Source organism: Pseudoalteromonas sp. ABE4_541 (assembly GCF_056312285.1).
Window position 1 is genome coordinate 79,066 of record NZ_JBSVEM010000019.1, and the last position, 23,947, is coordinate 103,012.

Sequence of the window (23,947 nt, forward strand, 5' to 3'; positions counted from 1 at the left end):
CTTATAAACCGCTTGTAGTTATTATTTAATTAAGTTGTTGAATAAGGTGAGTAGACTATCTACATATTTTTGAAATAAAGGCGTTTAACCCAGGTCTCTACGCGCTGCGTAGGGTGACCAAGAAACCCAGAAAGTGCTCGATTTAAGTGCACAATAGGGCTAAACAACAGCACGCCGACACCACATATAGCCAGTAAGTTGTACCCAGAAAGACTGTTTAATATGTAGCCAGACAATGTAATAGCCAGAGGCGCTGTAATGCCAATGAGCATCGTGAAGAGGTTCATTACTCGACCTCTGTACTCATTACTTATCGCAGCAATTAGTTGGGTTTGGATCGGTACATTTAATACACCGTTTGTTAGACCCAATAAGAAAAAGACAGCTAATGTGACCCAGTAAGACTCACTCAATCCGATTACTAAAAGCTCACCCGCAAAAAGTAAAAACAGTAAAAAGGTTAAACCAGGCTGTTTTACTTTCTTATTAAGAAACTTATAGACGGCAATTGAAAGAATGATCCCAGTGGCAAATGACGCATTAAGGTAGCCTAAATAACTGGCTGATAAGCCGAGATCTCGAATCACCAAAGTCTCAGAAATAATCATGATTGGTGCGCCAAAAAAGTTGAGCACCATGCTGATAAAGCACAGTACAAGTACTACTTTAACTTTAGACAGATAATAAAAGCCGCCTTTGAGATCTCTCCACCACTTCTTAACGCCATATTCTGCATCCTTCTCACCAATGTGGGTGACAGAAAAATCAGATTTGATTAAAGCGATAAATAAAGATGTAACGAGTTTAGCAATGAGCACAATCACCAATAGCTCAGACAGTGATAATATTGCGACCAAACTTGCACCTAACAGGCCACCCAATACCGCTACCAAAGCGTTCATAACCTGCACATTTGCGGTCGCAGAAGCTAATTTATCCTTGGTAACTAGTTGCGGTAAAATAGCGCTTGCGCAAGCACTAAATAGCGAGTTTGCTGTTTGATTTGCAGCCATGAGTAAAGCGATAACAAAGATACTCAATAGACCATTTAATGAAAAATACAGCATTGCGCCGAGTGGTAATAAAACTAAAAAGTTAGCTAATAACATCAACCGCTTGCGATTGAATCTATCGGAAAAAGGGCCCAATAAAGGTGTTAAAAACAACCCGATAACTTGAGCTGGAACGACGGTAAGTGCCAAATCAGAAGGTTTATTTCCTGATTGCAATACCCAAACACTTATCCCAATCAACAGCGCACTGCCCATAAAGTCGTGTATAAAACGACCAATTCGGTACTTCCAAAAGTCAAGCCCGAGAGAAAAATCTAGCATTACAACATATCCTTATAACTGTGTTTGTTCGAACAAGTCCATTTTTGTCACTTATTTATTAGAAGTCATATACATCAACAATTCAGTATAAAGATCAGGTCTAACACCAAACAAAGCGCATTTTGAAACACTCAAATTCGCTAACATTAATGACAAAAAAATTTAGACTTTTAACTTCAAAAAAACACACATGAATCACAAACCATTACTACTAAGATTTGTTTACGCCAAGAATTCTATCCACGTGAAAATAAACTGTCAAAATATATTGCGTTAATGAAAATTAATGTAAACAAAGAAAGGTGCATAAATAACAATAATATTCCAATTTTAACAACCCCGCACTTCTACCAAGCAGTGAACAAAGCAAATAAAAATGCGGCTTAGGCATAACCCAGATACAAAACATCTGAGCTCATCAGGTAAGTAAAAAAAACATCTGTTGCCTTTTATGAAATTATTTATTTTTTAATTCTATTTTTAAAGATGGGACTTTTCGTTCAAAAAAAATACTAAACGTGCGTTTTTACTACTAATAATTTGTTTTGAAAAACATAACGCCTTGCCAAAAGCGACTTCAAAAGGCTGTTTTATAAACAACAATATGTAGAATTTACATTCTAAAAGCACACTTTTATAAGGATAAGATGAGATAGAAATAAGGCTCAATTTTTAACTTGTCCACATATATAACTGTGTAGAATCAAGTTTATCGCCAGTGCTAAGCCCTAAGCGACACACAACCCCGACTATTGCTTTTTGCGTGCAATTAAACGCTGAGTGACCGAATGTTTTTAATTCATTTTACTGAACAACTAAGAAGGCAAGCAGTTTGAAACGTTGATAACTAACAAGCATTTAGCTCTTCATGCATCATTGCTTGTTGATGTGACGAATCACATAGCCAGATCAGGCATGAATCAACTATCTATCATAGACAGAGGCTTAATAGATAAAAGAAAAATAAAACATTGATTTTATTTTATATATTTATAGTGCACTGCATCGCAAGACTGTTCATATCTCAATCTTCATAGCCCGTGATTTGATAAAAATAAGCGCTCAAGAGCTAATCTCTGTCTTGTACACATGACCCAATCATGTGCGGCTATTTACCTAAATTATAGAATATTGAATAATGACGGTAATCTCACTCGTCAGAGTCATTGCATGGTAGTTTCGTTCAATACATTTCAATTCAATACGCTCACTGGTATTTTGACGCACCAAGGCCAAGTCATTGACCTTCAGCCTAAACAGCAAGCTTTACTGGCGCTCTTTATCAGCAATCCAGAAATAGTTCTGAGCAAAGAACGAATCCTTGATAGCGTGTGGCAAAACCGAGTTGTGTCTGAGCAAGTGGTATTTCAAACCATTAGCCAATTAAGGACTATTTTGGGAGAACGTGCCATTCAAACTTATCCACGAAAAGGATACAAATGGCTGTACCCAATCACGCATAATAACGAACAAGCTCCTTCCGCTTCTTTGGCAAGCAAGCGCCCTAAATCGATAGGCTATGCAATAAGTGCCGTGTTAATTTTTACGCTAATTACTGGATATGGTATTTGGCGAAACGCCAGCTTTCAGGCATTACAAATATTTTATTTATCGCACGATGACAGCCAACCCCTGTTAAGCCAATTAAGCGATGGCGTAATGGATTTTAAGCCGCTATCACATAACCGAGTCGCTTCTCTCAAATTTATGAATATGCCTGAACTGGCTTATAAGGAGCTTGCAGTAGGTAACCATGCTTGGTTAATGGGCACCCGTCTTTTCCAAACTCCTGAGGGACAATATTTAGAGTTTAAATTGCAGAGCAATGATATTCAGTGGCATGACTATGTGTTTGCTAAAGACCCCTCGACACTCGCTTCAAAATTGCAAAAACAGCTACACCAACTTTCGCAAGTTGGCTTGTTCGATAGCGCAAACCAAGTAAATCATTGGGTGAACATACTTGAACGCGCTGATGATTATAATGCCCAAAGTAAAACGCTATTTTTGGCTAACTACTACTACCGCCTTGGCCATGTTGATGCTGCTTTAGCCCACCTAGAGAGCATTGCGAAGCAGCCCATCAGCATACAGAACATGCCTATTCGTATTGAAGCTGCGTTACTAAAAACTTCAATTTACAAGCACAATGGCCAATACACTCTCGCAAAAAGTACGTTAGACAAAGCCGAAAATGAACTCGCACAGAAAATTTGGCCGTTACAATTTGAACTCATTAAAAAACAAGCCTTTTTAGCCTATGCGATGCGGAACTTGCAGCAAGTTGAAGTACAGTTAAAACGAGGTACACAACTTGCCCAACAAAACATTGACGCTGAAGGTCGCTTTCAACTGCATATTTTAGACTCTATCCTCTCGGCAAAGTTGGGACTGAATGAGCGTAAGTACCTACAACTCAATGAAGCACAGCAGCTTGCTAACGAGGAGAATCTTCACCCATCTCATCTCGCATTTGTCTATTTTCACTATGCACTTTTTTCGACTGATGAGGGCATGCAAGAAAAATATTTAAAAAAGGTGCTACCGCTCCCCCGCAGCCAAGCAAACTTCTGGGTGATTGATGATGCTTTCGAACGACTTTTCGATTTGTACGTGCAAACAGGCAAATTTAAACAAGCAAACACCTTACTTACTAGTAACGTGGCGCATGCGGTTAACCGCAACCTTCTACAAGCTAGGCTTCTATTGGCACAAGACCAAACACAACAAGCCATCCTCTTTTTAGAAGACGCGTACCAGCAAGCGCAAAAAGCATTTGATAAAAACGCCAGTATTCATGCCGCACGTGCGCTTTACCTGCACCTACAGGAACAAAATCAAAAGCGACAACTTTATTATGACTTTTTACAGCGCAGTGGCGAACATCAGTGGTTAAAAAATCATTTAAATAACGGATAGTGAAATAAAAATAGCAGCTAGTGCTGCTATTCAATACCAACTGGTGTGCATGCCACTTTAACAATTAATGTAACTTAAACTCCAACCAATCTAGCTCAAACCAGTTTGACTGTTCTGCTCGAATTTCTAAAGGTGCATTACTTTTAATGATTGTAGCTGGCCCCTTATAAACTGAAAATTCGTCTCCAGCAGGGACTTTATAGCGCCCCACTAAATGTGTGCCTTGCCAAAGCTCGAACCCGCCACCTTGTCCTGATTTAGCCCTGAATGTTAGCTCTGTGCTCACCGCTTCTGTTACATCAAGCGCCAAACTAAGCCATGCAGGTTTATGGGGCTTAATACCCGTTGGGAAGTGATCTGGGTTACTACTAAACCCAACTACGGTTGCTGCATCACGCTTACTAATCCATGTATAACGTTCATTAAAGTGGTGTTCGGCTTCAATGCGCTCTGCCATAGTAAAGGTTTTAGGTTCACCATGTGTGACGACTTTACTACCAAGTCCTTCCCCCATATCGTTATATGAGAATACCTGATATCGTGCAAAGGCATCTTTTGGTACACTTGTGTCAATAAATTCAGGGATATTTAGCTCATCCACTATTTTGGTAAAGCGCGTTACCTGTGCCCCTTTGAAGTCACTTAAAGCACGGTAGACAGTATATTTTACCTTTTTGCTTTTTACTGGTAACCAGCTAATTTTTGGAGTTTTATTTCCCATTGACTGTAAAAAAACTCCTTCAGGTGTAGCTGGAATACGCTGCAGTTGAGCATGTCCCTGTCGCGCTTGATGATGCGCGTCTTTTAGCTTTTCCAAAAAAGAAAGCGTTTGTTTTGTCATCGGTCCCGTATTTTCAGCCTCAAGTACGAGCCTAAACCCCTCGATACTCCCTTGAAAGTCAACCTCTATCCAATCGGGTATCATCACGCCCCTAGGCTGCCAGTGCCAAGCTTCCCCTACAGCAACATATTGCTTGCAAGCTTTTGGCTCGGAGTCACTATACGCATGACATGTACGAGTATACTCTCTCACATTACCCATCATGTCATATAAGCCAAATTGATTTGGCCGGTACATGCCCACAACAGTATGATATATTGCGCCATCGTTACATTGCGCACTGCGTTTGTAACGCACTTGGTGATGCTTTTTCAGCCCCGCTATATTGGCAATATCCTCAGTATTTTCATATTTGCATATCTCAGTTTGATCATAATCATCAGCAAATGCCATACGTCCTGTTTGACCCGCTAATGCTGCGTGTCGCCACTGCCGCTCACTTGGTAACTTATAAGCCTTACCCGTTTTTTTTGATAACCAGTCAGCATAATCCAACGCCCCCTGTGCACCTACGCACACTATTGGACGATATGGGTTTTCGATTAATGCCGGTAAATTCCATTTCGTTGGTTTGTCTGGATCGGGCCAAAGCTCATCTGTAAATGTCATACATTTGCTAGGTAATTGGTAGCCCGTTTCATTCACAAACTGCATAAACTCAGCCACTGTCACTTCATATTGTCCCATATAAAAGCTGGCTAAATTTGCTTGGTCGCCAATAGGGATCTTTTGTAAAACGGGTTCGATGACATGACTATCTGTAGCGTAAGTAATACCACTTACTATTAACTGGCTGACTAAAATAATAGATGGAAATTGAGTTTTCATTGTTTGCTCCTCTAATGTTGAGAAGCACTTTAGGCTGGTGAAAAAAATTCGTCTTATTTTACTTCTATTTTTTACCCCAATAAACTCATAACCATAATAATCATAAACTTAAAACGTTTTCTATTTTTTTATTCCCTTTTTGTATAGCCTAATCACAGGCTTATTCTACCAAATAAGACTAAGTTCAATAATCAATGGCCGGACTAAGTAACCTCAGCTGCGGATAAGAGTTTTGATAGCTAGCAATAGAAACATTGCAACTATTTCGACATCCAATGATGATATTTCGCTTAATATCAAGGCATTTTCGCGAAGTAATAGCAGGCTATTACAAGTGGAAATAACGCAGAGAGTGAGCGAAATAGCTTTATTGGGCAAATTCGCTTATGTGCAGCTGAGGTTAAGTACCTAACATTCGTTTGTAAACCGTTTTATTTATTCGTCAGTGCATTCTACGAAATCCATCCGAACACACAATGTTGCAAAAAAGAATTTTAAATGTTAAAAATAGAATCAAGAGCCTAATCGCTCTTTTTCCCAAATCACCAATAAAAAGGAATTATTGATGTTACTTAAGAAAACACAACTCAAAAAACTGTCGGTAAAAACAAAAAAAATTGATGCAGCTCAAACACCACAAGTTGGCGGTGGCGCGCTTACCAATGGCGATCATCACTACTGCGTGCCTAGCCGTGGCCCTTGTAGCGAAGCTTGCTAACTCGTTTAAAAATGGGCTTGTCCGAATGAGTCTTTACAGGTTAAAGACTCATGTTTGAAGAAAACTAACTATACAGCTTTTCAGGCACCTTATTTACCTCAATATGCACGGTTACTTCTTCACGGTCATGATATAGATGTTTGGCTTGCAACGTATAATCTACTTCGTACTTCGCCAACTCTTCATGGATCAATGTTAAACACTCATAAACACTATCAAAACGTTTCTTCATGGGTAATTTAAGATTGAATATCAATTCTTTAGCGAAAGCATTAACTATCCAATCCAGCATCAAGTTCGTGACTTTCAAAGGTTTTTCAACCATATCACATACCAACCAATTGATATTACGTTTTTCAGGTAGGTACTTAAAGCCATCTTCTCTAAAATGCTTCACTTGACCGGACTCCATCAAGGCATCGTTCATCGGGCCATTATCAATGGCTGCTACAAACATACCACGACGGACGAGCTGATAAGTCCAACCACCAGGACAGGCCCCTAAATCGACCGCTCGCATGCCTGGTTGTACACGTTTCTCTACTTCGTCCTTAGGCACAAATACATTGAATGCTTCATCTAATTTTAAAGTTGAGCGGCTCGGCGCATCCGATGGCATTTTTAAACGCGGAATGCCCATAAAAAATGGCGAGTTGTTATTACTAAATGAATAGCCAACATAAGCCGTATCATTGGCCAAAAACAACACATGTAAAACAGGTTTCATTGGTTTGTGATCTCGGGTTAGTTTATTCAACTTCTCCAAGCTCTTTGCTAGTGGCGTCGAAAACTTCTTGCAGAATTTAGATAGCTCCTTACCTTCGTTGGTGTCCGGGGTCTCTACACGTAAGTCGCCACACAGCGGGAACTCGCCTACAACCGCTTTCACCTCACTGACTCTATCTTCTATGAGCATATTGCTAACTAGCACGCCCGCAAACCACTGGCGAGCAAATACAAGACTTTTAAAGTCAACTAACTTTATGAGCTGCTGCGCATCATCTGGTGAAAAGCATTCAAAGGTCACAAAACCTGTATTGGATTTAGCCTTTACGTAACCCGCTACACCTTGCAAAGCTGCATGGTGATTGATCTCTGCTGCGGCGTCATTTTCAAACCCACTGCGACAATAAATTACAACACTCGACATCTGTGCTCTCTTTTAAAATGAATGCTTATAAATCTTAACAATTAATATCGCCCACGCAGCGATAAAACAAATGCCACCGAGTGGCGTAATGGCACCTAGCCATTTTGCTCCCGTCACAGCAAGTAAGTATAAACTACCGCTGAAGAGCATGATACCGGCTATCAACAACCACCCAGATAACCCGGCCTTTACGCCCCATTTAAGTAAAATGGCCACCGCGATTAAAGCAAGGCCATGGGTCATCTGATATTCGCTAGCGGTTTTAAAAATACCGAGTGCATATTCATCTAAGTGCTTTTTAAGGCCGTGAGCGGCAAACGCACCTAATGCCACTGATAGCATACAAAACAAGCTTCCTAACATGAGAAAAAGCTTAATCATGACTGTGCTCCTGCATAAATTGGGCTGCATGCTTCGCAGCATCAAGTAGATGCTGTTGCTCGCTATAACCACTTTTTTTGCGAGGCTTAAGTGAGTGGTCACCATCGGCAAGCCAAATTAATTTAGGCGCTTTAGAAAAAGTCATACGCGTTATTTCAGTTTGATTACCGAAGGTATCTCGCTCACCTTGTAATATTAAAAAAGGGCATGAAATATCACTAAAGTGCTCTACTCTGAGCTTGTCCGGTTTACCGGGGGGGTGAAACGGATAACCCATAGCAATTACGCCGCGTATTGGCATATCACTTTCAGTGACGAGCATAGAGGCCATTCTCCCTCCCATTGATTTACCACCAATAAACAAAGGCAGCTGAGGGTCTGCTTGTTTTAGTTGCTCTGTAAAATACGCCAATAGCTTTGGCGCTCTATCTGGAGGACGTCGTTTATTCTGCGCTTTTGCTTGTTGCATATACTCAAAATCAAACAGGCCAACTTGTATATTCAAATCACACAAGTGTTTGGCCATGACTTGCATAAAGTCAGAATCACTACCCGCACCGGCACCATGGGCAAAAATAAACTGTGCCATCGGCTTTGTTGGTTTAAACCATTGTATTGTCATTACAATTGCTCTTGTTCTACGAGACTGAGCATCCAATCCCTAAATGATACGATTTTACCTAGCTCTGCTTGCGACTCCCTAAGCACTAGATAGTATGCATTCTTACTTTCAAGCACATGATTAAAAGGGATAATGAGTCGGCCTGAGTCTAAATCAGGCTTTGCCAACACACTGTTCCCCAGTGCAACACCTTGACCATGCACCGCAGCCTGTAACACCATTGACGAGTGACTGAAGATTGGCCCCGTATTGACTTGTACATTGCGAACACCAGCGGTTTTCATCCATGCCTTCCAAGCTCTTCGTGAAGTATCATGAAGTAGAGTATGATGGGTCAAGTCGCTTGGCTGATCGAGTGGTTTTGGGCCATTGAGCAGTAATGGGCTACACAGGGGTACTAAATACTCAGTGTGTAATTTGTGAGTTTGCACGCCATTCCAATGACCTCTGCCATAATAAATTGCAACGTCAACGTCATCGGTCAATGAGTTTTCATCATGATCTTGCGCTTTGATCCGAACATCAATCTCAGGGTGTAATTCTTGAAACTGACTCAGGCGGGGCACTAGCCACTGGATTGCAAAACTCGGCGTTAAACTCACTGTTAGAGAGCCTTTTGCTCCTCGTGCCAGTAGTTTTTCAGTTGCATCAATAAGCTGAGAAAATATTTCTTTTATGTCAAGAAAATAACCTTGCCCTTCTTCGGTAAGCAGCAACGATCGGTTTTTACGCAAAAACAGCTTTAAGCCTAAATGCTCTTCTAAAATTTTTATTTGATGGCTTACCGCAGCTTGAGTAACGTAAAGCTCTTCTGCCGCTTTGGTAAAACTTAAATGTCGTGCTGCAGCTTCAAATGCTTTGAGTGCGTTAAGTGGAGGAAGTCGTCTGGACATGAAAAAGGGCCTTACAAATTACGTGAGCCCATCCCATGTTGGACTCACTGTATTGCTTACAGATCAGCCGCGCTGGTATCAAGTGCAGGAAAGCTCTTAACCAGTTCATCAACCGCCTTCATTTGTTGCAAATAGCCTTCGAGCTTTGCCAATGGCAAAGCACAAGGGCCATCACATTTTGCTTCATTTGGATTTGGGTGCGCTTCGATGAATAAACCCGCTAAGCCCAATGCCATACCACTGCGTGCTAACTCAGCCGCTTGTGCACGACGTCCGTCTGCCGAATCAGTACGCCCACCTGGGCGCTGTAGTGCATGAGTTGCATCAAATATCACAGGTGCCATATGCTTCATATCGTCCATACCCAACATATCGACTACCAAATTATTGTAGCCAAAGCTGCTGCCACGCTCGCATAAAATCACTTGGTCGTTGCCAGCTTCATTAATCTTTTTGAGAATATGTCGCATTTCATGAGGCGCTAAAAACTGTGGTTTTTTTACATTGATCACAGCGTCCGTTTTAGCCATCGCAACAACTAAGTCGGTTTGACGCGCCAAAAACGCAGGTAGCTGAATAATATCAACCACTTCAGAAACTGGCTTTGCTTGATATGGTTCATGTACGTCGCTGATAAGTGGCACCTCAAAGGTATTTTTAATTTCTTCAAAAATTTTCAAACCTTCGTCCATACCAGGACCACGATAAGAGTTAATTGAAGAACGATTTGCCTTATCAAAAGACGCCTTAAAAACGTAAGGGATGTTAAGTTTATTGGTCACCTCAACATAATGTTCAGCAATGCGCATCGCCAAATCACGTGACTCAAGCACGTTCATTCCACCGAACAACACAAACGGTTTGTCGTTTGCGATTTCAATATTAGCTAAGCTAATTGTTTGTGTATTCATATTATTTCCAAATTAACTACCAACAATGCGCAACAACTGGCCACACAGCCACGCCATATATGTACCCAGCGCATAACCAAGAACCGCGAGTAATACACCCACAGGCGCAAGAGCTGGATGAAATGCCGAGGCGACAACCGGTGCCGACGCTGCTCCGCCAATATTGGCTTTACTACCTACAGCCACATAAAACACGGGCGCTTTAATCAATTTCGCAACAAAGAACAGCAAGCCTACATGGATCAACATCCAAATCACACCAATAATGATATACTTCGGAGCTTCTATAATTTTAGCAATATCCATATGCAAACCAATGGTTGCAATTAGAATATATAAAAAGCTAGCACCGATTTTCGATGCTCCAACGGCTTCATATTGGCGAGCCTTAGTAAAAGATAAACCAAGGCCTACCGTTGTAACTAACACAACAATCCAAAACAGTTTACTGTGTAATGAAAACTTCTTAAGCTCAGGGTAATTTTCAACAAAAAATGGTACCAGAAGGTCTGCTGAGAAATGCGCTAAGCCAGTTGCACCAAATGCCAATGCAAGCATGATCATAAAGTCTTTCAATTCAGGCTTTCGTGCATGTTGTGCTTCAAATTGCTGGACCTTATCGATTAATCGATCAATTGAGCTTGTATCCGCCCCCGTTTTCGCATCAATTTCTTTATGTCTTGCAGCCAGCAGCAGTAGCCCAGCCATCCAAAGGTTGGCAACCACAATATCCACGGTGACCATCACAGTAAATATCTCACCACCAGCGCCATAAATTTCTTTCATCGCAAGCATATTGGCACCACCACCAATCCAGCTGCCTGCCAGTGCAGCCATACCCCGCCACAAAGCATCGGGACCACTCACGCCGAGTAAATCAGGCATTATCGTCGCGACAATTAATAAGGCAATTGGCCCACCTATCACAACGCCAACGGTGCCTGTTAAGAACATAATGATGGCCTTTTTACCTAAACCGAGAATAGCTTTAAGGTCGATACTTAGCGTCAACAACACCAAACACGCTGGTAATAGGAAGTACTTGGCTACGGTGTAAACCTGATTATTACTGCCATCCACAATACCAAAGGTGTTCAATAACGAAGGCAAAAAGTAGCACATTAACAACGCTGGCACATACTTGTAAAACTTAGCCCAAAAGCCTTGCTTTAAATTAGATGTGTAGAAAACAAATCCCAATATTGCCGCTAACAAGCCTAAAATAACGGCATTATTAGTGATTAAAGCAGATCCTTCGTGCATAGCGATCCTCATTATTATTAGTGGAGTATATTATTATGATCGGCCAGTTCCGCAATTTGATGTTGAATGATCTCAATGGTGGGATCATCTGGGCACTCGTCAACGAAGAACTGTAAATCTTCTTTTGCCATTTTAGGACAGTTCAGCTGGTTAAGAAGGTAACCTCTATCACGGCGTTCATATGGGTCATCACCGATCAGATCCATCAACAGTTCCACACAGCTCAAAGCATGGCTGAACTTATCGACCGCAATAAATGCCCATTTTTGCTGAGCAAGATATAACTTAACCGCCTCATCACCAATAACAAGTTCAAGTGGCTCTTCTTCTTTCTCTTTGTCTTTATCGTTTTCAGCTTGAATGAACCATGTTTGCTGACCGCTATTTGGGTCAATCAGATAGCTTTCACAGCCACTCATTGCAACATTGACCATGACCTCACCTTGACTGAGTGCCATCTGCGCGTCATATTCAGCTCGCTTCAATAGGTGTGTAAGAATCAGTGCTAATGATGTGGGAGAACCACTACGCATATTTAATGTGTAACACACACTGTTTAATGCGTGCTCTGGGACGTTTTGATCGCTGCCACTGAATAACCACAATGTGTAAAACGCATCTAACAATGCATCTAAACGCTCGTGTAAGCTTATGTTTTTCGAGCAAATTTCATCCACTTGCAGTTCTAGTTCCGCAAGTTGGCAGTAACTGGTTTCTAATTTAGCTTGTGCATCCCAGTGCCGTTCTGCTTCTATACAGCGCAGCAAAGGTTCTTGAGGTATGTAATCTGTACTACCGTCTTGTTCGTTGAACCAGAGATCAGTCATATCCACCGAGTTATTTTCTGTTTTCCATTAATCGAAAGGTTAGTTTACCACTTTTTAGCAAAGACCCAAACACCCTTGAAAGCCGCATTTTGAGTGTAAGTTGCCTTTTTTAGACTTCGAGCAGTCAGTCTATTGCAAAAAATAAAAAAGCGCACAGATGTGCGCTTTTTTATCAGATCACTTAATCACTACAATATAAAAGCCGACTTAGTTCCTGCTAAATAACCAGCCCCTAATAACGTCAACGTACCCAGCACCAAAGTAGATACTTTTAACTGACGTGAGGCTGCTTTCGCACCAATAACACCAAGCGCAATATAAGCTATCACTAAAACGATTTTCTCAAGTAGCCAAGGCTGGCTCAGCGGGTTGATACTGCCCATGATGAGTAAAGCGATAGCAGATATAAGGAGCAGCGTATCGACGCTATGACCGACAATAAAAACACCTTTATGTGATGCTAACTTTCCCGTCGCTAAACGAGAGATTGCTCGAGTGTAAAATAATATAACACTGAGAACGACAAACAGCATGTGAGTGTGCTTTAAAGCTAAATAATCCATAGTTTTTCTTCTTAATGATCCGGGAAACGTGCGAATATTGCTTCTATATCTTCTATGTGTTCGTTTAAAATATCAACCAATTCAGGGTCAAAGTGTTTACCTCTTTGCGTGTTTATTTCTGCAAGCGCTTGTTCTTTAGTCCATGGAGCCTTGTAACAACGTTGATGACGCAGTGCATCATAAACGTCAGCCAATGCAACAATGCGACCGAAAACATGAATATCTTCCCCTTTTTTCCCTTCAGGGTAGCCCGTACCGTCCCATTTCTCATGATGCTCTTTGGCAATAATAGCGCCAGCATTGACTATCTCTCGGCGAGAGTCTTTTAAAATTTTGTAGCCCTTAAGTGTATGAGATTTCATCTCATTCCACTCATCGTCTGTTAGCTTCTCAGGTTTATTTAAAATCGCGTCGGGAATACCCACTTTGCCCACATCATGCAGAGGCGATGCCATACGAAGCAGTTCAACATCGTGGTGGCTCAAGCCTTTTTTCGAACCAAATAGCTCACACATATACGCGACGCGCTTTACATGGTTACCAGTCTCTGTTGAGCGTTGTTCAAGCGCTTCACTGAGTCGGTAAACTAATTCTTGTTGAGTGCTTTCGATCTCGGCTTGAAGTTGTACATTTTCGTATGCCAGTTGCACATTTTGCGAGAAAATTTTGATCAGGTGCTTTTGCGTATCACTAAGTGATTCTGGGATCCCAGACACGAATAACATGGAGCTGTGGTTATATTCGCTAGAACAGTAGGCAAACAAATAATTGTTTTTATAGACAATACCTTTGTCATTCAAAGCTTGATTACATGCCTCAAGTTGTTCTGCCGTCAAAACTTCAGTGATAGGCTTACCTTCACACTGTTCAAATTCACCACGGCCTGTAAACACAACCAATTGCTCATGCTTTTGATTGCACTGATTGCTTGCAACCAATGAGGTCGCGTACATAGCCTCATCTACGGTGCCTAGCAATGATGTAAGTTGCTGCATTACACCTTGAATAAAGTGCTCGATAGAATGAGTTGAGAATATATCACGAGAAGCACAAATAATTTTCTCAAGCCCTTGCCGTGATTGCTCAATGGCAAGAATATCCCGATAAGACCGCAAGCTAGACATCACTACGGTAAATAATTTTTGCGCTGTTAGCTCTGTTTTTGATTTATAGTCGTTAATATCGTAGTTAACGATCACTTGACGCTCGGGCGCTTGCCCTGGCTGACCGGTTCGTAAAATGATCCGAATATGGCTGTTTTTTGCCTCTTCACGAATAAACTTAGCGACTTGCAAGCCCGCATCATCGGTTTCCATCACAACGTCAAGCAGTACGATTGCAGCATCAGGGTGTTCACTAATCACTTTTCGAGCTTCCTCACCCGAATAAGCACTCAAGAATTCCAAACGTTTCTTTTGAAATTCAAAGTCACTCAATGCGAGTTTAGTCACCGCATGAACCTCCGGCTCGTCATCAACAATGATTACCTTCCACTTGCCACCCTGCTCAGGTTCAACAACGTCATTGGGTTCATCAGAAAACAAAAAATCATCCATAGAGGGATCCTTCAACTACTTGCTAACTTGAGGTTCAGCGCTATTCACCCTGCCATTGTGCTAAGGTGACTCTATCACAGCCTGCCATATCTTTAATGGTAAGTATATTGTTATACGCCATTTGTGCAAAATACTGCTGCAATTTAATAGCTTGCCTAAAGCCATGCTCAATGAGTAAAAAGCCACCTAGGTTTAGGTGCTCTCTACCCTCACGGATAATCGTTTTTATATCGGCCATGCCATCATCAGCGGCCACCAAAGCACTGAGAGGCTCAAAACGCACATCACCTTGTGCTAAATGGTGATCATCCTCTTCTATGTACGGTGGGTTACTCACAATAAGATCAAACCTCTCACCGTGTATTGCCTGATACCAGTTACTTTGCATAATACTGACGTTGTTGAAACCGAATTTAGACTGATTTCGCTTAGCAAGTAACACTGCTTCATCAGAAAAATCAACAGCGGTTATCTGCCATGTAGGTTGTTCTGATGCCAGTGCTAAGGCAATCGCGCCCGTCCCCGTGCCCAAGTCCAGCACTTTAGCGTTACTTGGCAAAGCTAAACTCAATGCATATTCCACCAAGGTTTCCGTATCTGGTCTTGGAATTAACGTGCTTGGATTAACCTCAAATGGCAAACTCCAGAACTCACGCTCACCCACAATATGTGCAACAGGCTCACCAGCGTGCCTTCTTTGTATGAATTCGTAAAATTGACCACGCTGGGCGTGTGTCAATTCTGCATCAGGCCAAGCAAATAAATAACTCTTTGGTTTATCGATTATGTGAAGGAGAATAACTTCACTATCAAGCTTTGCAGTATCGGAAGTGTCTTTTAAAAGTTGGGTAGCCCAAGCGATCGCTTGGGCAACGGTTTGTGTGGTCACTATTATTCTTCACCCATAGCCGCAAGCAAGTCAGCCTGGTGCTCAAGTAACAATGGGTCGATAATCGCGCCTAATTCACCTGCCACGACCTCATTCAAACGATACAGTGTCAAATTGATACGGTGATCGGTAATACGGCCTTGTGGATAGTTGTAAGTACGAATACGCTCAGAACGGTCACCACTACCCACCAAGTTACGACGCTCTGATGCTTCTGCCGCTTGACGTTTTTCATCTTCAGCTTGCTGTAAACGCGCCCCTAACACTGACAACGCTTTGGCACGGTTTTTATGCTGTGAACGTTCATCCTGACACTCTACAACCACACCGGTTGGCAAGTGGGTGATACGAATTGCTGAGTCAGTTTTGTTAACGTGCTGACCACCAGCACCAGACGCGCGGAAGGTATCAATTTTTAGATCCGCTGGGTTAATCTGAATTGCTTCAGCTTCTGGTATTTCGGCCATCACCGCAACAGTACACGCCGAGGTATGAACGCGGCCTTGAGATTCAGTTTCTGGCACACGCTGTACACGGTGCGCTCCCGACTCAAACTTCAATTTTCCATAAACACCATCACCACTGATATTGGCAATAATCTCTTTATAACCACCATGCTCGCCTTCATTGGCACTGACCACTTCAACTTTCCATTTCTGTGTTTCAGCATAACGGCTGTACATACGGAACAAGTCACCTGCAAAAATTGCCGCTTCATCACCACCAGTACCGGCGCGAACTTCAAGGAAAACATTGTTGTCATCCTTAGGATCTTTTGGCAGCATCAATACTTGCAGGTCGTCCTCAAGTTGTGCGATGGCTGCTTTGGCTTCTTTATACTCTTCTTGCGCCATTTCACGCATGTCTGGATCGGAGTCTTTAAGCATTTCTTCCGAAGTGGCAACATCTTCTTGTGCTTGTTGGTATGCCGCAAACGCCTTTACCACATCTTCTAGTTCTGAATACTCTTTTGACAATGCGCGAAAGCGGTTCTGATCCCCTATCACTTCTGGATCACTTAGCATCGCCTGAACCTCTTCATAACGCTCAGCCAATGTTTCTAACTTACGATATACCGACTCTTTCATTAACGTATTATTCCTGCTCAATTCCTAATGTTTGTTTGAGTTGCGCCAGTTGCTCAACATCCCCCGATTTCGCGGCTTCTTGAATTGCACGAGTGGGAGCATGAGTTAAACGGTTGGTTAATTTATTGGCCAACTCGAGCAACACCTTGTCTGAAGGCTTGCCTGACTCCAGTTGGCTGAGCGCTTTTTCAACCAACTCTGTTTTAATTTGCTGCGCGCTATCTCGGTACTGTCTGATCACATCTACCGATTTGAGTGAGCGTTGCCACTGCGCAAATTCTCTCGTTTTCTCTTCAATTATAGCTTGGGCTTGTCGCGCTGCTTGTTCACGAGAGGCCATATTCTCGCTGACAATCGCTTGTAAGTCATCAACAGAATACAAATAGGCAGCATCCAAGTCCCCAACTTGGCTTTCAATATCTCGTGGCACTGCAATATCAATTAACAACATAGGCTTATGGCGGCGTTGTTTAAGTGCCTGTTCAACCACCCCTTTACCAATGATGGGCAACGTACTGGCGGTGGATGAAATCACGATATCTGCTTTATGTAACTCTTCAGGTAACTGCGCGAGTGAAATCACTTCCCCATTGACTTCCGTGGCTAGTCCTTGCGCCCGCTCAATTGTACGGTTCGCGACTGTAATTGACTTAGGGTGATGCTGAAACAAATGTTTCGCGACCAGTTCAATCGTTTCACCTGCGCCAATTAACAACACCCGCGTTTTATCCAACTGACCATAAATATGCTTGGCGAGATTGACCGCAGCATAAGCCACAGATACCGCACTGGCACCAATATCCGTTTCTGTGCGTACCTGCTTAGCAACAGAAAACGTCTTTTGGAACAAACGCTCAAAAGCGGGTCTAATGCCATTGTGGTGCTTTGCCGTGTTATAAGCTTGTTTAATTTGCCCTAAAATTTGTGGTTCGCCCAAAACCAAAGAATCTAGGCCGCAAGCAACACGCATTAAGTGATTAACTGCATCTTGGTTATGATGAACATAAACATTGTCGCTCAATTGCGCTTCTTCAATGCGATGGAAGTCTGCTAACCACGCTAGAAGCGCTTGGGGATTCTCGCTCTCAAGGCTACAATAGATTTCGGTACGGTTACAGGTCGACACAATCACAGACTCTTTAAATTGACTGTGGTGCGCCAATTGAGTCAGTGCTTCCGAGAGTTGCTCAGGGGAAAAGGCGACTTTTTCGCGCAGTTCTACCGATGCCGTTTTATGATTTATACCAAGTGCTATGATGGTCATAGATGCCTAGAATTGCCCGAGCCCTGTTTCAAAGCTCGCAATTTTACCAAAAATCAATCGAATATGGAAAGTAAGGAACATCAATTGAAACGATTTCATTTGATTTTGCTCATGTTTTTTTTATTTCTTAATGGATGTGCGCAAAAAATCTCCCAACCGACATCGCAAAATAACGATTGGAGGTCTCAGCTTAAAGCTCAAACTAGTTGGCAGGCAAGTGGTAAACTTGCATTTATGAGCGACCAAGATCGTCAATCCGCCAATTTTAATTGGCACCTTAGTAACAACAAGCAAAAATTAGTACTCACTAGCTTTATAGGCACTCGTATTTTATCGCTGACCGAGCAAGATCAATACAGCGAGCTAGAATACGATGGCAAAACCTATGTAGACAATGATAGTCAGCAATTAGTAAAGCGACTCAGTGGTCTTGATTTACCTGTATCGCAGGCCCCTTTATGGCTAACTGGTACTGTTGATGATGACAGCAATCAATATGACAACTTGGGTCGTCTAAAATCAGGCACATGGACCGACAGTTCAGGTCAACAGTGGCAAGCAAAATATCAGCAGTTTGAACAAGTAAATGGCATGTGGCTGCCTACTCGCATGGACCTCAGACATGATTCGTTACGTTTAAAAATTCAGCTCAATTCATGGCAGTTTTAATATGACTTCACTCTCTTTAATGGCCCCCGCCAAACTTAACTTGTTTCTACACATCAATAACCAGCGAGAAGATGGCTACCATGAGTTAGAAACCTTGTTCACGATTTTAGATTATGGAGATGAACTCACTTTTTCTTTAAGTGACACTGACGGTGTGCGCATTCACGATACCCAATCCACTATCCCGCTTGAAGAAAATCTCATCTATAAAGCTGCCATGACTCTAATGCCTTACCGCCAGTCAAAACAGGGTGTAGACATCAAGCTTATAAAAAAGTTACCTATGGGTGGCGGTGTAGGTGGCGGTTCTTCCGATGCAGCAACGACATTATTAGCAATTAATCAATTATGGCAATGTAATTTAAACCTAGAAAAACTCGCAGAACTGGGCCTAAAACTGGGCGCAGATGTGCCCGTTTTTGTGAACGGTAAAACGGCTTTAGCCCAAGGTGTGGGTGAACAGCTAACACCATACAGCATAGAGCAACGCTGGTTTTGCGTGGTTTTTCCAAATGTACATGTTAGTACCGCAAAAGTATTCACACACCCAGAGTTGGTCAGAAATACGCCAAAGCTTTTTGGCCAGTGGCAACTGTCGCAAACTCGAAATGATTGTGAGGCTTTAGTTAAAAAGCTTTACCCCGAGGTTGAAAAGACCCTTGGGTGGTTGCTAAAATATGGGCCGTCTCGTATGACAGGAACCGGAGCGTGTTGCTTTGTTGAATTAGATTCAGCCGATGCAGCACAGCGTGTGCTCGATTCATTACCGTCATACTGGCAAGGGTTTATAGCCCCAAGTACCAATATCTCACCTGCCCATATGCAGCTTGATAGTTGGCTTAAAATGTAGAAGTAAATTTGTTTAAGTTAGCCTGTTTTGACCCTGTCATTGCATGTTAGTCCAAAAATTCAGTGCCTGAGGAACCCTACCGTGCCTGACATGAAGCTCTTCGCTGGTAACGCAACACCTGAGTTAGCTCAAAAAGTTGCAAAACGTTTATTCATTGAGTTAGGTGATGCTGTTGTTGGCCGTTTTAGTGACGGCGAGATCAGTGTTCAAATCAACGAAAACGTACGCGGATCGGATGTTTTCATTATCCAGTCAACTTGTGCCCCAACTAACGATAACCTAATGGAACTTATCGTCATGGTCGACGCTCTACGTCGTGCCTCTGCGGGTCGTATTACTGCTGTTATTCCTTATTTTGGTTATGCTCGTCAAGACCGTCGTGTACGCTCTGCGCGTGTACCAATCACAGCAAAGGTAGTTGCAGACTTCCTATCTAGCGTAGGTGTTGACCGTGTACTAACGGTTGATCTTCACGCAGAACAAATCCAAGGATTCTTTGACGTTCCTGTAGATAACGTTTTTGGTAGTCCAGTACTACTAGACGATATGAAAGAGCGTGAGTTTGAAGATGTGGTTGTTGTCTCACCAGATATCGGTGGTGTTGTACGTGCTCGCGCTATCGCAAAACTACTCAACGACACAGACCTAGCTATTATTGACAAACGTCGCCCACAAGCGAATGTTTCTCAAGTGATGCATATCATTGGTGACGTGGCTGGTCGTGACTGTATCATCGTAGACGATATGATTGATACGGGTGGAACTTTATGCAAAGCGGCTGAAGCACTTAAAGAGCACGGTGCTAAACGAGTATTCGCCTATGCAACTCACCCAGTGCTTTCAGGTGCAGCAGCAGAAAACCTACGTAACTCAGTCATTGATGAAGTAATTGTCACTGACTCAATTCCATTAACGGATGAGTTACGCACACTTGATAACATCAAAGTGCTAACACTGGCAGATATGCTTGCAGAAACGATCCGTCGTATTAGCAACGAAGAGTCAATCTCTGCTATGTTCCAGCATTAATTTAGTCGGCGTTTATTATTGCCGACTAGACAAAAAGCACCTTAGGGTGCTTTTTTTGTGCTTCTATGTTTTATTTATCAACCAGCAATGGTATAGTAGCGCGCCTTTTTAGGTAGGGTGTTTGGTCGCGAGCACCCTCAACATTAAACTTAAAATATTTTTGGAGACATTATGTCTAACGAATTATACACATTGAATGCCGAAGTACGTGCTGATTTAGGTACTGGTGCGAGCCGCCGCCTACGCCGTGCAGACAAGGTTCCAGCGATCCTTTACGGTGCAGACAAAGAAGCTTTAGCGCTAACACTTGACCACAACAAAGTAATCAAAGCACAAGAAGATGAAGGTTTCTACAGCCACATCCTTACGCTAAACATTGCTGGCGAGTCTGTTGAAGCTATCCTTAAAGACATTCAACGTCACCCATACAAGCCTAAAGTAACTCACTTAGACTTCCAACGTGTTGACGCTAACCACAAAATCCACACTAAAGTACCTGTACACTTCCTAAACGAAGAAGCAGCAACTAAAGGTGGTAACACTATCGCTCACCACGTAACTGAAATCGATGTTACTTGTTTACCAGCTGCACTTCCTGAGTTCATCGAAGTAGACGTAGCTGCGCTTGAAGTTGGTGCAACTGTACACCTTTCTGACATTAAACTTCCTGCTGGTGTTGCTTCAGTTGAACTTGCTAAAGGTGAAGGTCACGACCAAGCGGTTGTTACTTTAAATGCACCTAAAGGCGCTGCATCTGAAGAAGCAACTGAAGAAGCTGCAGAATAATTATTAAGGTGTCAGCACCTTGAATAATATTCAAATGCTTGTGGGCCTGGCTAATCCAGGCCCCGAATATCAAAACACACGTCACAATGCTGGTGAATGGTTCATTCTCGAACTCGCCAAACGCTACAACTGCCAATTAAAACCTGACGCAAAACACTTCGGTCTTACTGGAAAAGTACTTATCAATAATCAAGAGTTTAAGCTTTTGATCCCAACCACCTATATGAACTTAAGTGGTAAAGCGGTAAGTAGTCTCGCTAATTTTTATAAAATTCCGGTAGAAAATATCCTTGTCGCCCATGACGAAATGGATTTAGAGCCTGGTATCGCCAAATTGAAAAAAGGCGGAGGTCACGGTGGTCATAACGGCTTAAAAGACATCATTGCAAAGATGGCTAACAGTAAAGAATTCATGCGTTTGCGAATTGGTATTGGTCACCCTGGTCACAAAGATAAAGTGACTGGTTGGGTGCTTGGAAAAGCGCCAAAAGAGGACCAAGAGAAGATTGATGCGGCGGTTGATGAAGCCGTGCGTTGCATGGAAATTTTAGCAAAAGACGGTGTGTTAAAAGCACAAAACAGACTACATTCATTTAAGCCGTGATTTAAAGTATATTGCGTTTATCTGAGTCAAATTAGGGTTCAAAACTATGGGTTTTAAATGTGGCATTGTTGGTTTACCAAACGTCGGTAAATCTACCCTTTTCAATGCGTTAACTAAAGCGGGTATCGAAGCCGCTAACTTTCCATTTTGTACTATCGAGCCGAATACGGGTGTAGTACCGGTTCCTGATAATCGTCTAGAACAATTAGCCGAAATCGTGAACCCACAGCGTATTTTACCAACAACAATGGAGTTTGTTGACATTGCAGGTTTGGTAAAAGGTGCTTCAAAAGGTGAAGGTCTTGGTAACCAGTTCTTAGCAAACATCCGTGAAACTGACGCAATTGGTCACGTAGTACGTTGTTTTGAAAATGAAAATATCGTTCACGTTGCGGGCACAATTGACCCTGCTGACGATATCGACGTGATCAACACTGAGCTTGTACTAGCTGATATGGATGCCGCCGATCGCGCGATGCAGCGTAACGCTAAAAAAGCCAAAGGCGGTGATAAAGAAGCTAAATTCCAAAACCAAGTACTAGAGAAAGTAAAAGCTCATTTAGATGAAGGCTTAACACTTCGCTCATTACAGTTGGAAAAAGAAGAAAAAGAGGCGATCAAACCACTTAACTTCTTAACCATCAAACCAACGATGTACATTGCCAACGTCAATGAAGATGGCTTTGAAAATAACCCTCATTTAGACAAAGTACGTGAAATTGCAGCAGCGGAAGATGCCGTGGTTATTCCTGTATGTGCGGCAATTGAAGCAGAATTATCTGAGCTTGAAGACGAAGATAAACTTGAGTTTATGGAAGATCTTGGCTTAGAAGAGCCTGGATTAAACTTAGTGATCCGTGGTGGTTATGAGTTACTTAAGCTGCAAACTTACTTCACCGCTGGCGTAAAAGAAGTGCGCGCTTGGACAATCCCAGTAGGTGCTACCGCGCCTCAAGCGGCTGGTAAGATCCACACTGACTTTGAGCGTGGCTTTATCCGTGCACAAACCATCGCATTTGATGATTACATTCAATATCGCGGTGAAAGTGGTGCGAAAGATGCGGGTAAATTCCGCCAAGAAGGTAAAGATTACATCGTCAAAGATGGCGATGTATTGAACTTCTTATTTAATGTGTAACTTACATTAAACTGCAAAAGGGCCAACATTGGCCCTTTTTTGTTTTTACAGTTATATGAAACTTACCTTGAAAAAGAGTTCATTTTACTGAATCGTCTAAAATAGCAGCGAGCAATGACATTATCATGACCAATTCGGCTATTTAATCTGCAAACAGACACTCTTCTGTAGTTTTTTGCAAAAAAGGTGTTGACGAGTTTGGGGCATATCAGCATAATACGCCCCGCATCAGCGATGATGAGAAATAAAAAAAGATGGCTATGTAGCTCAGCTGGTTAGAGCACATCACTCATAATGATGGGGTCCCCTGTTCAAATCAGGGCATAGCCACCATGTTTTTTATTACTACCAAACTCATCGGTTTAGCTGGTCGACCTTGCGGGGGTGGCGGAATTGGTAGACGCGCTGGATTTAGGTTCCAGTATCTTCGGGTGTGAGAGTTCAAGTCTCTCCCTCCGCACCAACTTCTCGATAAGAAGTAAAATAATCAACGCTAAGTAAACGTTGTTGGAGTATCGCCAAGCGGTAAGGCAGCGGGTTTTGATCCCGCCATTCCCAGGTTCAAATCCTGGTACTCCAGCCATTGGCTATGTAGCTCAGCTGGTTAGAGCACATCACTCATAATGATGGGGTCCCCTGTTCAAATCAGGGCATAGCCACCATTTGCTTACCTCCTGTGTGGAGTGGCGGAATTGGCCAGATGTCATTTTAGACGCTGGATTTAGGTTCCACTAAAAACACAACCTCCTGTGCGGGGGTGGCGGAATTGGTAGACGCGCTGGATTTAGGTTCCAGTATCTTCGGGTGTGAGAGTTCAAGTCTCT

22 protein-coding genes and 4 tRNA genes are annotated in these 23,947 nt (G+C 42.5%); 12 read left to right on the forward strand and 14 right to left on the reverse strand.

The features are described from left to right. Positions 1–59 precede the first annotated feature (59 nt). The gene (locus ACW689_RS16970) at positions 60–1,334 is read right to left on the reverse strand and encodes an MFS transporter (RefSeq protein WP_476293185.1); all 1,275 of its coding nucleotides are present in this window, start codon (positions 1,332–1,334) and stop codon (positions 60–62) included. A gap of 1,170 nt (positions 1,335–2,504) precedes the next feature. Between ACW689_RS16970 and ACW689_RS16975 the strand changes: the two genes are divergently transcribed. Then, entirely contained in the window at positions 2,505–4,253 is a 1,749-nt protein-coding gene (locus ACW689_RS16975) for a winged helix-turn-helix domain-containing protein (RefSeq protein ID WP_476293186.1), read from the forward strand. Positions 4,254–4,317: 64 nt separating this feature from the next. Here the strand turns inward: ACW689_RS16975 and ACW689_RS16980 are convergent, their stop codons facing one another. After that, complete coding sequence (locus tag ACW689_RS16980) at positions 4,318–5,922, reverse strand: formylglycine-generating enzyme family protein (protein WP_476293188.1); 1,605 nt, start codon at positions 5,920–5,922, stop codon at positions 4,318–4,320. 565 nt (positions 5,923–6,487) lie between these two features. Between ACW689_RS16980 and ACW689_RS16985 the strand changes: the two genes are divergently transcribed. Then, positions 6,488–6,640 carry a hypothetical protein gene (locus ACW689_RS16985; protein ID WP_476293190.1) on the forward strand — a complete coding sequence of 51 codons (153 nt, stop codon included), beginning with the start codon at positions 6,488–6,490 and terminating at the stop codon, positions 6,638–6,640. 64 nt (positions 6,641–6,704) lie between these two features. On the opposite strand, the gene rlmM is transcribed toward ACW689_RS16985, so the two are convergent. The 12 genes from rlmM to hemA form a co-directional block, all read right to left on the reverse strand. Further along, positions 6,705–7,790: a 23S rRNA (cytidine(2498)-2'-O)-methyltransferase RlmM gene (gene rlmM / locus ACW689_RS16990; RefSeq protein ID WP_476293191.1), complete on the reverse strand. Its 1,086-nt coding sequence runs from the start codon at positions 7,788–7,790 to the stop codon at positions 6,705–6,707. A gap of 12 nt (positions 7,791–7,802) precedes the next feature. After that, positions 7,803–8,171 (reverse strand): DUF423 domain-containing protein, encoded by a 369-nt coding sequence (locus ACW689_RS16995; protein WP_476293193.1) that lies wholly within the window; start codon positions 8,169–8,171, stop codon positions 7,803–7,805. Then, a complete protein-coding gene (locus tag ACW689_RS17000) occupies positions 8,164–8,793 on the reverse strand; it encodes an alpha/beta family hydrolase (protein ID WP_476293195.1) in 630 nt (209 codons plus the stop codon). Before ACW689_RS17000 ends, ACW689_RS16995 begins: the two co-directional genes overlap by 8 nt. Beyond that, complete coding sequence (locus tag ACW689_RS17005) at positions 8,793–9,686, reverse strand: transcriptional regulator GcvA (RefSeq protein WP_476293196.1); 894 nt, start codon at positions 9,684–9,686, stop codon at positions 8,793–8,795. Before ACW689_RS17005 ends, ACW689_RS17000 begins: the two co-directional genes overlap by 1 nt. A 56-nt stretch (positions 9,687–9,742) precedes the next feature. Then, the gene (kdsA, locus tag ACW689_RS17010; RefSeq protein WP_476293198.1) at positions 9,743–10,597 is read right to left on the reverse strand and encodes a 3-deoxy-8-phosphooctulonate synthase; all 855 of its coding nucleotides are present in this window, start codon (positions 10,595–10,597) and stop codon (positions 9,743–9,745) included. Between the two features lie 12 nt (positions 10,598–10,609). Next, positions 10,610–11,860 carry a DUF819 family protein gene (locus ACW689_RS17015; RefSeq protein ID WP_476293199.1) on the reverse strand — a complete coding sequence of 417 codons (1,251 nt, stop codon included), beginning with the start codon at positions 11,858–11,860 and terminating at the stop codon, positions 10,610–10,612. 17 nt (positions 11,861–11,877) lie between these two features. After that, a complete protein-coding gene (locus tag ACW689_RS17020) occupies positions 11,878–12,687 on the reverse strand; it encodes a tetratricopeptide repeat protein (RefSeq protein WP_476293200.1) in 810 nt (269 codons plus the stop codon). A 188-nt stretch (positions 12,688–12,875) separates the two neighbouring features. After that, on the reverse strand, positions 12,876–13,250 hold the full coding sequence (locus ACW689_RS17025) for a SirB2 family protein (protein ID WP_476293201.1): 375 nt from the start codon (positions 13,248–13,250) through the stop codon (positions 12,876–12,878). Between the two features lie 11 nt (positions 13,251–13,261). After that, a complete protein-coding gene (locus ACW689_RS17030; protein WP_476293202.1) occupies positions 13,262–14,806 on the reverse strand; it encodes a DUF3369 domain-containing protein in 1,545 nt (514 codons plus the stop codon). Between the two features lie 40 nt (positions 14,807–14,846). Continuing rightward, positions 14,847–15,695 carry a peptide chain release factor N(5)-glutamine methyltransferase gene (gene prmC, locus ACW689_RS17035; RefSeq protein ID WP_476293204.1) on the reverse strand — a complete coding sequence of 283 codons (849 nt, stop codon included), beginning with the start codon at positions 15,693–15,695 and terminating at the stop codon, positions 14,847–14,849. Positions 15,696–15,697: 2 nt separating this feature from the next. Next, positions 15,698–16,783, reverse strand: a complete 1,086-nt coding sequence (gene prfA, locus ACW689_RS17040) for a peptide chain release factor 1 (RefSeq protein WP_476293206.1) — start codon at positions 16,781–16,783, stop codon at positions 15,698–15,700. Positions 16,784–16,790: 7 nt separating this feature from the next. Next, positions 16,791–18,047 (reverse strand): glutamyl-tRNA reductase, encoded by a 1,257-nt coding sequence (gene hemA / locus ACW689_RS17045; protein ID WP_476293207.1) that lies wholly within the window; start codon positions 18,045–18,047, stop codon positions 16,791–16,793. A gap of 63 nt (positions 18,048–18,110) precedes the next feature. Between hemA and lolB the strand changes: the two genes are divergently transcribed. The 10 genes from lolB (at position 18,111) to ACW689_RS17095 (ending at position 23,785) form a co-directional block, all read left to right on the forward strand. Continuing rightward, the gene (gene lolB / locus ACW689_RS17050; protein ID WP_476293209.1) at positions 18,111–18,716 is read left to right on the forward strand and encodes a lipoprotein insertase outer membrane protein LolB; all 606 of its coding nucleotides are present in this window, start codon (positions 18,111–18,113) and stop codon (positions 18,714–18,716) included. A gap of 1 nt (position 18,717) precedes the next feature. After that, positions 18,718–19,566 carry a 4-(cytidine 5'-diphospho)-2-C-methyl-D-erythritol kinase gene (gene ispE, locus ACW689_RS17055; protein WP_476293210.1) on the forward strand — a complete coding sequence of 283 codons (849 nt, stop codon included), beginning with the start codon at positions 18,718–18,720 and terminating at the stop codon, positions 19,564–19,566. A gap of 81 nt (positions 19,567–19,647) precedes the next feature. Next, positions 19,648–20,595, forward strand: a complete 948-nt coding sequence (locus ACW689_RS17060) for a ribose-phosphate pyrophosphokinase (RefSeq protein WP_476293212.1) — start codon at positions 19,648–19,650, stop codon at positions 20,593–20,595. Positions 20,596–20,766: 171 nt separating this feature from the next. Beyond that, positions 20,767–21,381, forward strand: coding sequence for a 50S ribosomal protein L25/general stress protein Ctc (locus ACW689_RS17065; RefSeq protein WP_476293213.1), 615 nt, complete (start codon positions 20,767–20,769; stop codon positions 21,379–21,381). Positions 21,382–21,400: 19 nt separating this feature from the next. Further along, positions 21,401–21,985: an aminoacyl-tRNA hydrolase gene (pth, locus tag ACW689_RS17070; RefSeq protein WP_476293214.1), complete on the forward strand. Its 585-nt coding sequence runs from the start codon at positions 21,401–21,403 to the stop codon at positions 21,983–21,985. Positions 21,986–22,031: 46 nt separating this feature from the next. Next, positions 22,032–23,123: a redox-regulated ATPase YchF gene (gene ychF / locus ACW689_RS17075; protein ID WP_476293215.1), complete on the forward strand. Its 1,092-nt coding sequence runs from the start codon at positions 22,032–22,034 to the stop codon at positions 23,121–23,123. Positions 23,124–23,379: 256 nt separating this feature from the next. Beyond that, positions 23,380–23,456, forward strand: a tRNA-Met gene (locus tag ACW689_RS17080). A 45-nt stretch (positions 23,457–23,501) separates the two neighbouring features. Next, positions 23,502–23,586: transfer RNA gene (locus tag ACW689_RS17085), tRNA-Leu, on the forward strand. Positions 23,587–23,631: 45 nt separating this feature from the next. Continuing rightward, positions 23,632–23,706, forward strand: a tRNA-Gln gene (locus tag ACW689_RS17090). A 2-nt stretch (positions 23,707–23,708) separates the two neighbouring features. Beyond that, a tRNA-Met gene (locus ACW689_RS17095) sits at positions 23,709–23,785 on the forward strand. Positions 23,786–23,947: the final 162 nt, after the last annotated feature.

Bases quoted from the DNA above. Each gene is read 5' to 3' on its own strand.
- ACW689_RS16970 (WP_476293185.1), bottom strand. From the start codon at position 1,334: ATGCTAGATTTTTCTCTCGGGCTTGACTTTTGGAAGTACCGAATTGGT.
- ACW689_RS16975 (WP_476293186.1), top strand. From the start codon at position 2,505: ATGGTAGTTTCGTTCAATACATTTCAATTCAATACGCTCACTGGTATT.
- ACW689_RS16980 (WP_476293188.1), bottom strand. From the start codon at position 5,922: ATGAAAACTCAATTTCCATCTATTATTTTAGTCAGCCAGTTAATAGTA.
- ACW689_RS16985 (WP_476293190.1), top strand. From the start codon at position 6,488: ATGTTACTTAAGAAAACACAACTCAAAAAACTGTCGGTAAAAACAAAA.
- rlmM (WP_476293191.1), bottom strand. From the start codon at position 7,790: ATGTCGAGTGTTGTAATTTATTGTCGCAGTGGGTTTGAAAATGACGCC.
- ACW689_RS16995 (WP_476293193.1), bottom strand. From the start codon at position 8,171: ATGATTAAGCTTTTTCTCATGTTAGGAAGCTTGTTTTGTATGCTATCA.
- ACW689_RS17000 (WP_476293195.1), bottom strand. From the start codon at position 8,793: ATGACAATACAATGGTTTAAACCAACAAAGCCGATGGCACAGTTTATT.
- ACW689_RS17005 (WP_476293196.1), bottom strand. From the start codon at position 9,686: ATGTCCAGACGACTTCCTCCACTTAACGCACTCAAAGCATTTGAAGCT.
- kdsA (WP_476293198.1), bottom strand. From the start codon at position 10,597: ATGAATACACAAACAATTAGCTTAGCTAATATTGAAATCGCAAACGAC.
- ACW689_RS17015 (WP_476293199.1), bottom strand. From the start codon at position 11,860: ATGCACGAAGGATCTGCTTTAATCACTAATAATGCCGTTATTTTAGGC.
- ACW689_RS17020 (WP_476293200.1), bottom strand. From the start codon at position 12,687: ATGACTGATCTCTGGTTCAACGAACAAGACGGTAGTACAGATTACATA.
- ACW689_RS17025 (WP_476293201.1), bottom strand. From the start codon at position 13,250: ATGGATTATTTAGCTTTAAAGCACACTCACATGCTGTTTGTCGTTCTC.
- ACW689_RS17030 (WP_476293202.1), bottom strand. From the start codon at position 14,806: ATGGATGATTTTTTGTTTTCTGATGAACCCAATGACGTTGTTGAACCT.
- prfA (WP_476293206.1), bottom strand. From the start codon at position 16,783: ATGAAAGAGTCGGTATATCGTAAGTTAGAAACATTGGCTGAGCGTTAT.
- hemA (WP_476293207.1), bottom strand. From the start codon at position 18,047: ATGACCATCATAGCACTTGGTATAAATCATAAAACGGCATCGGTAGAA.
- lolB (WP_476293209.1), top strand. From the start codon at position 18,111: ATGGAAAGTAAGGAACATCAATTGAAACGATTTCATTTGATTTTGCTC.
- ispE (WP_476293210.1), top strand. From the start codon at position 18,718: ATGACTTCACTCTCTTTAATGGCCCCCGCCAAACTTAACTTGTTTCTA.
- ACW689_RS17065 (WP_476293213.1), top strand. From the start codon at position 20,767: ATGTCTAACGAATTATACACATTGAATGCCGAAGTACGTGCTGATTTA.
- ychF (WP_476293215.1), top strand. From the start codon at position 22,032: ATGGGTTTTAAATGTGGCATTGTTGGTTTACCAAACGTCGGTAAATCT.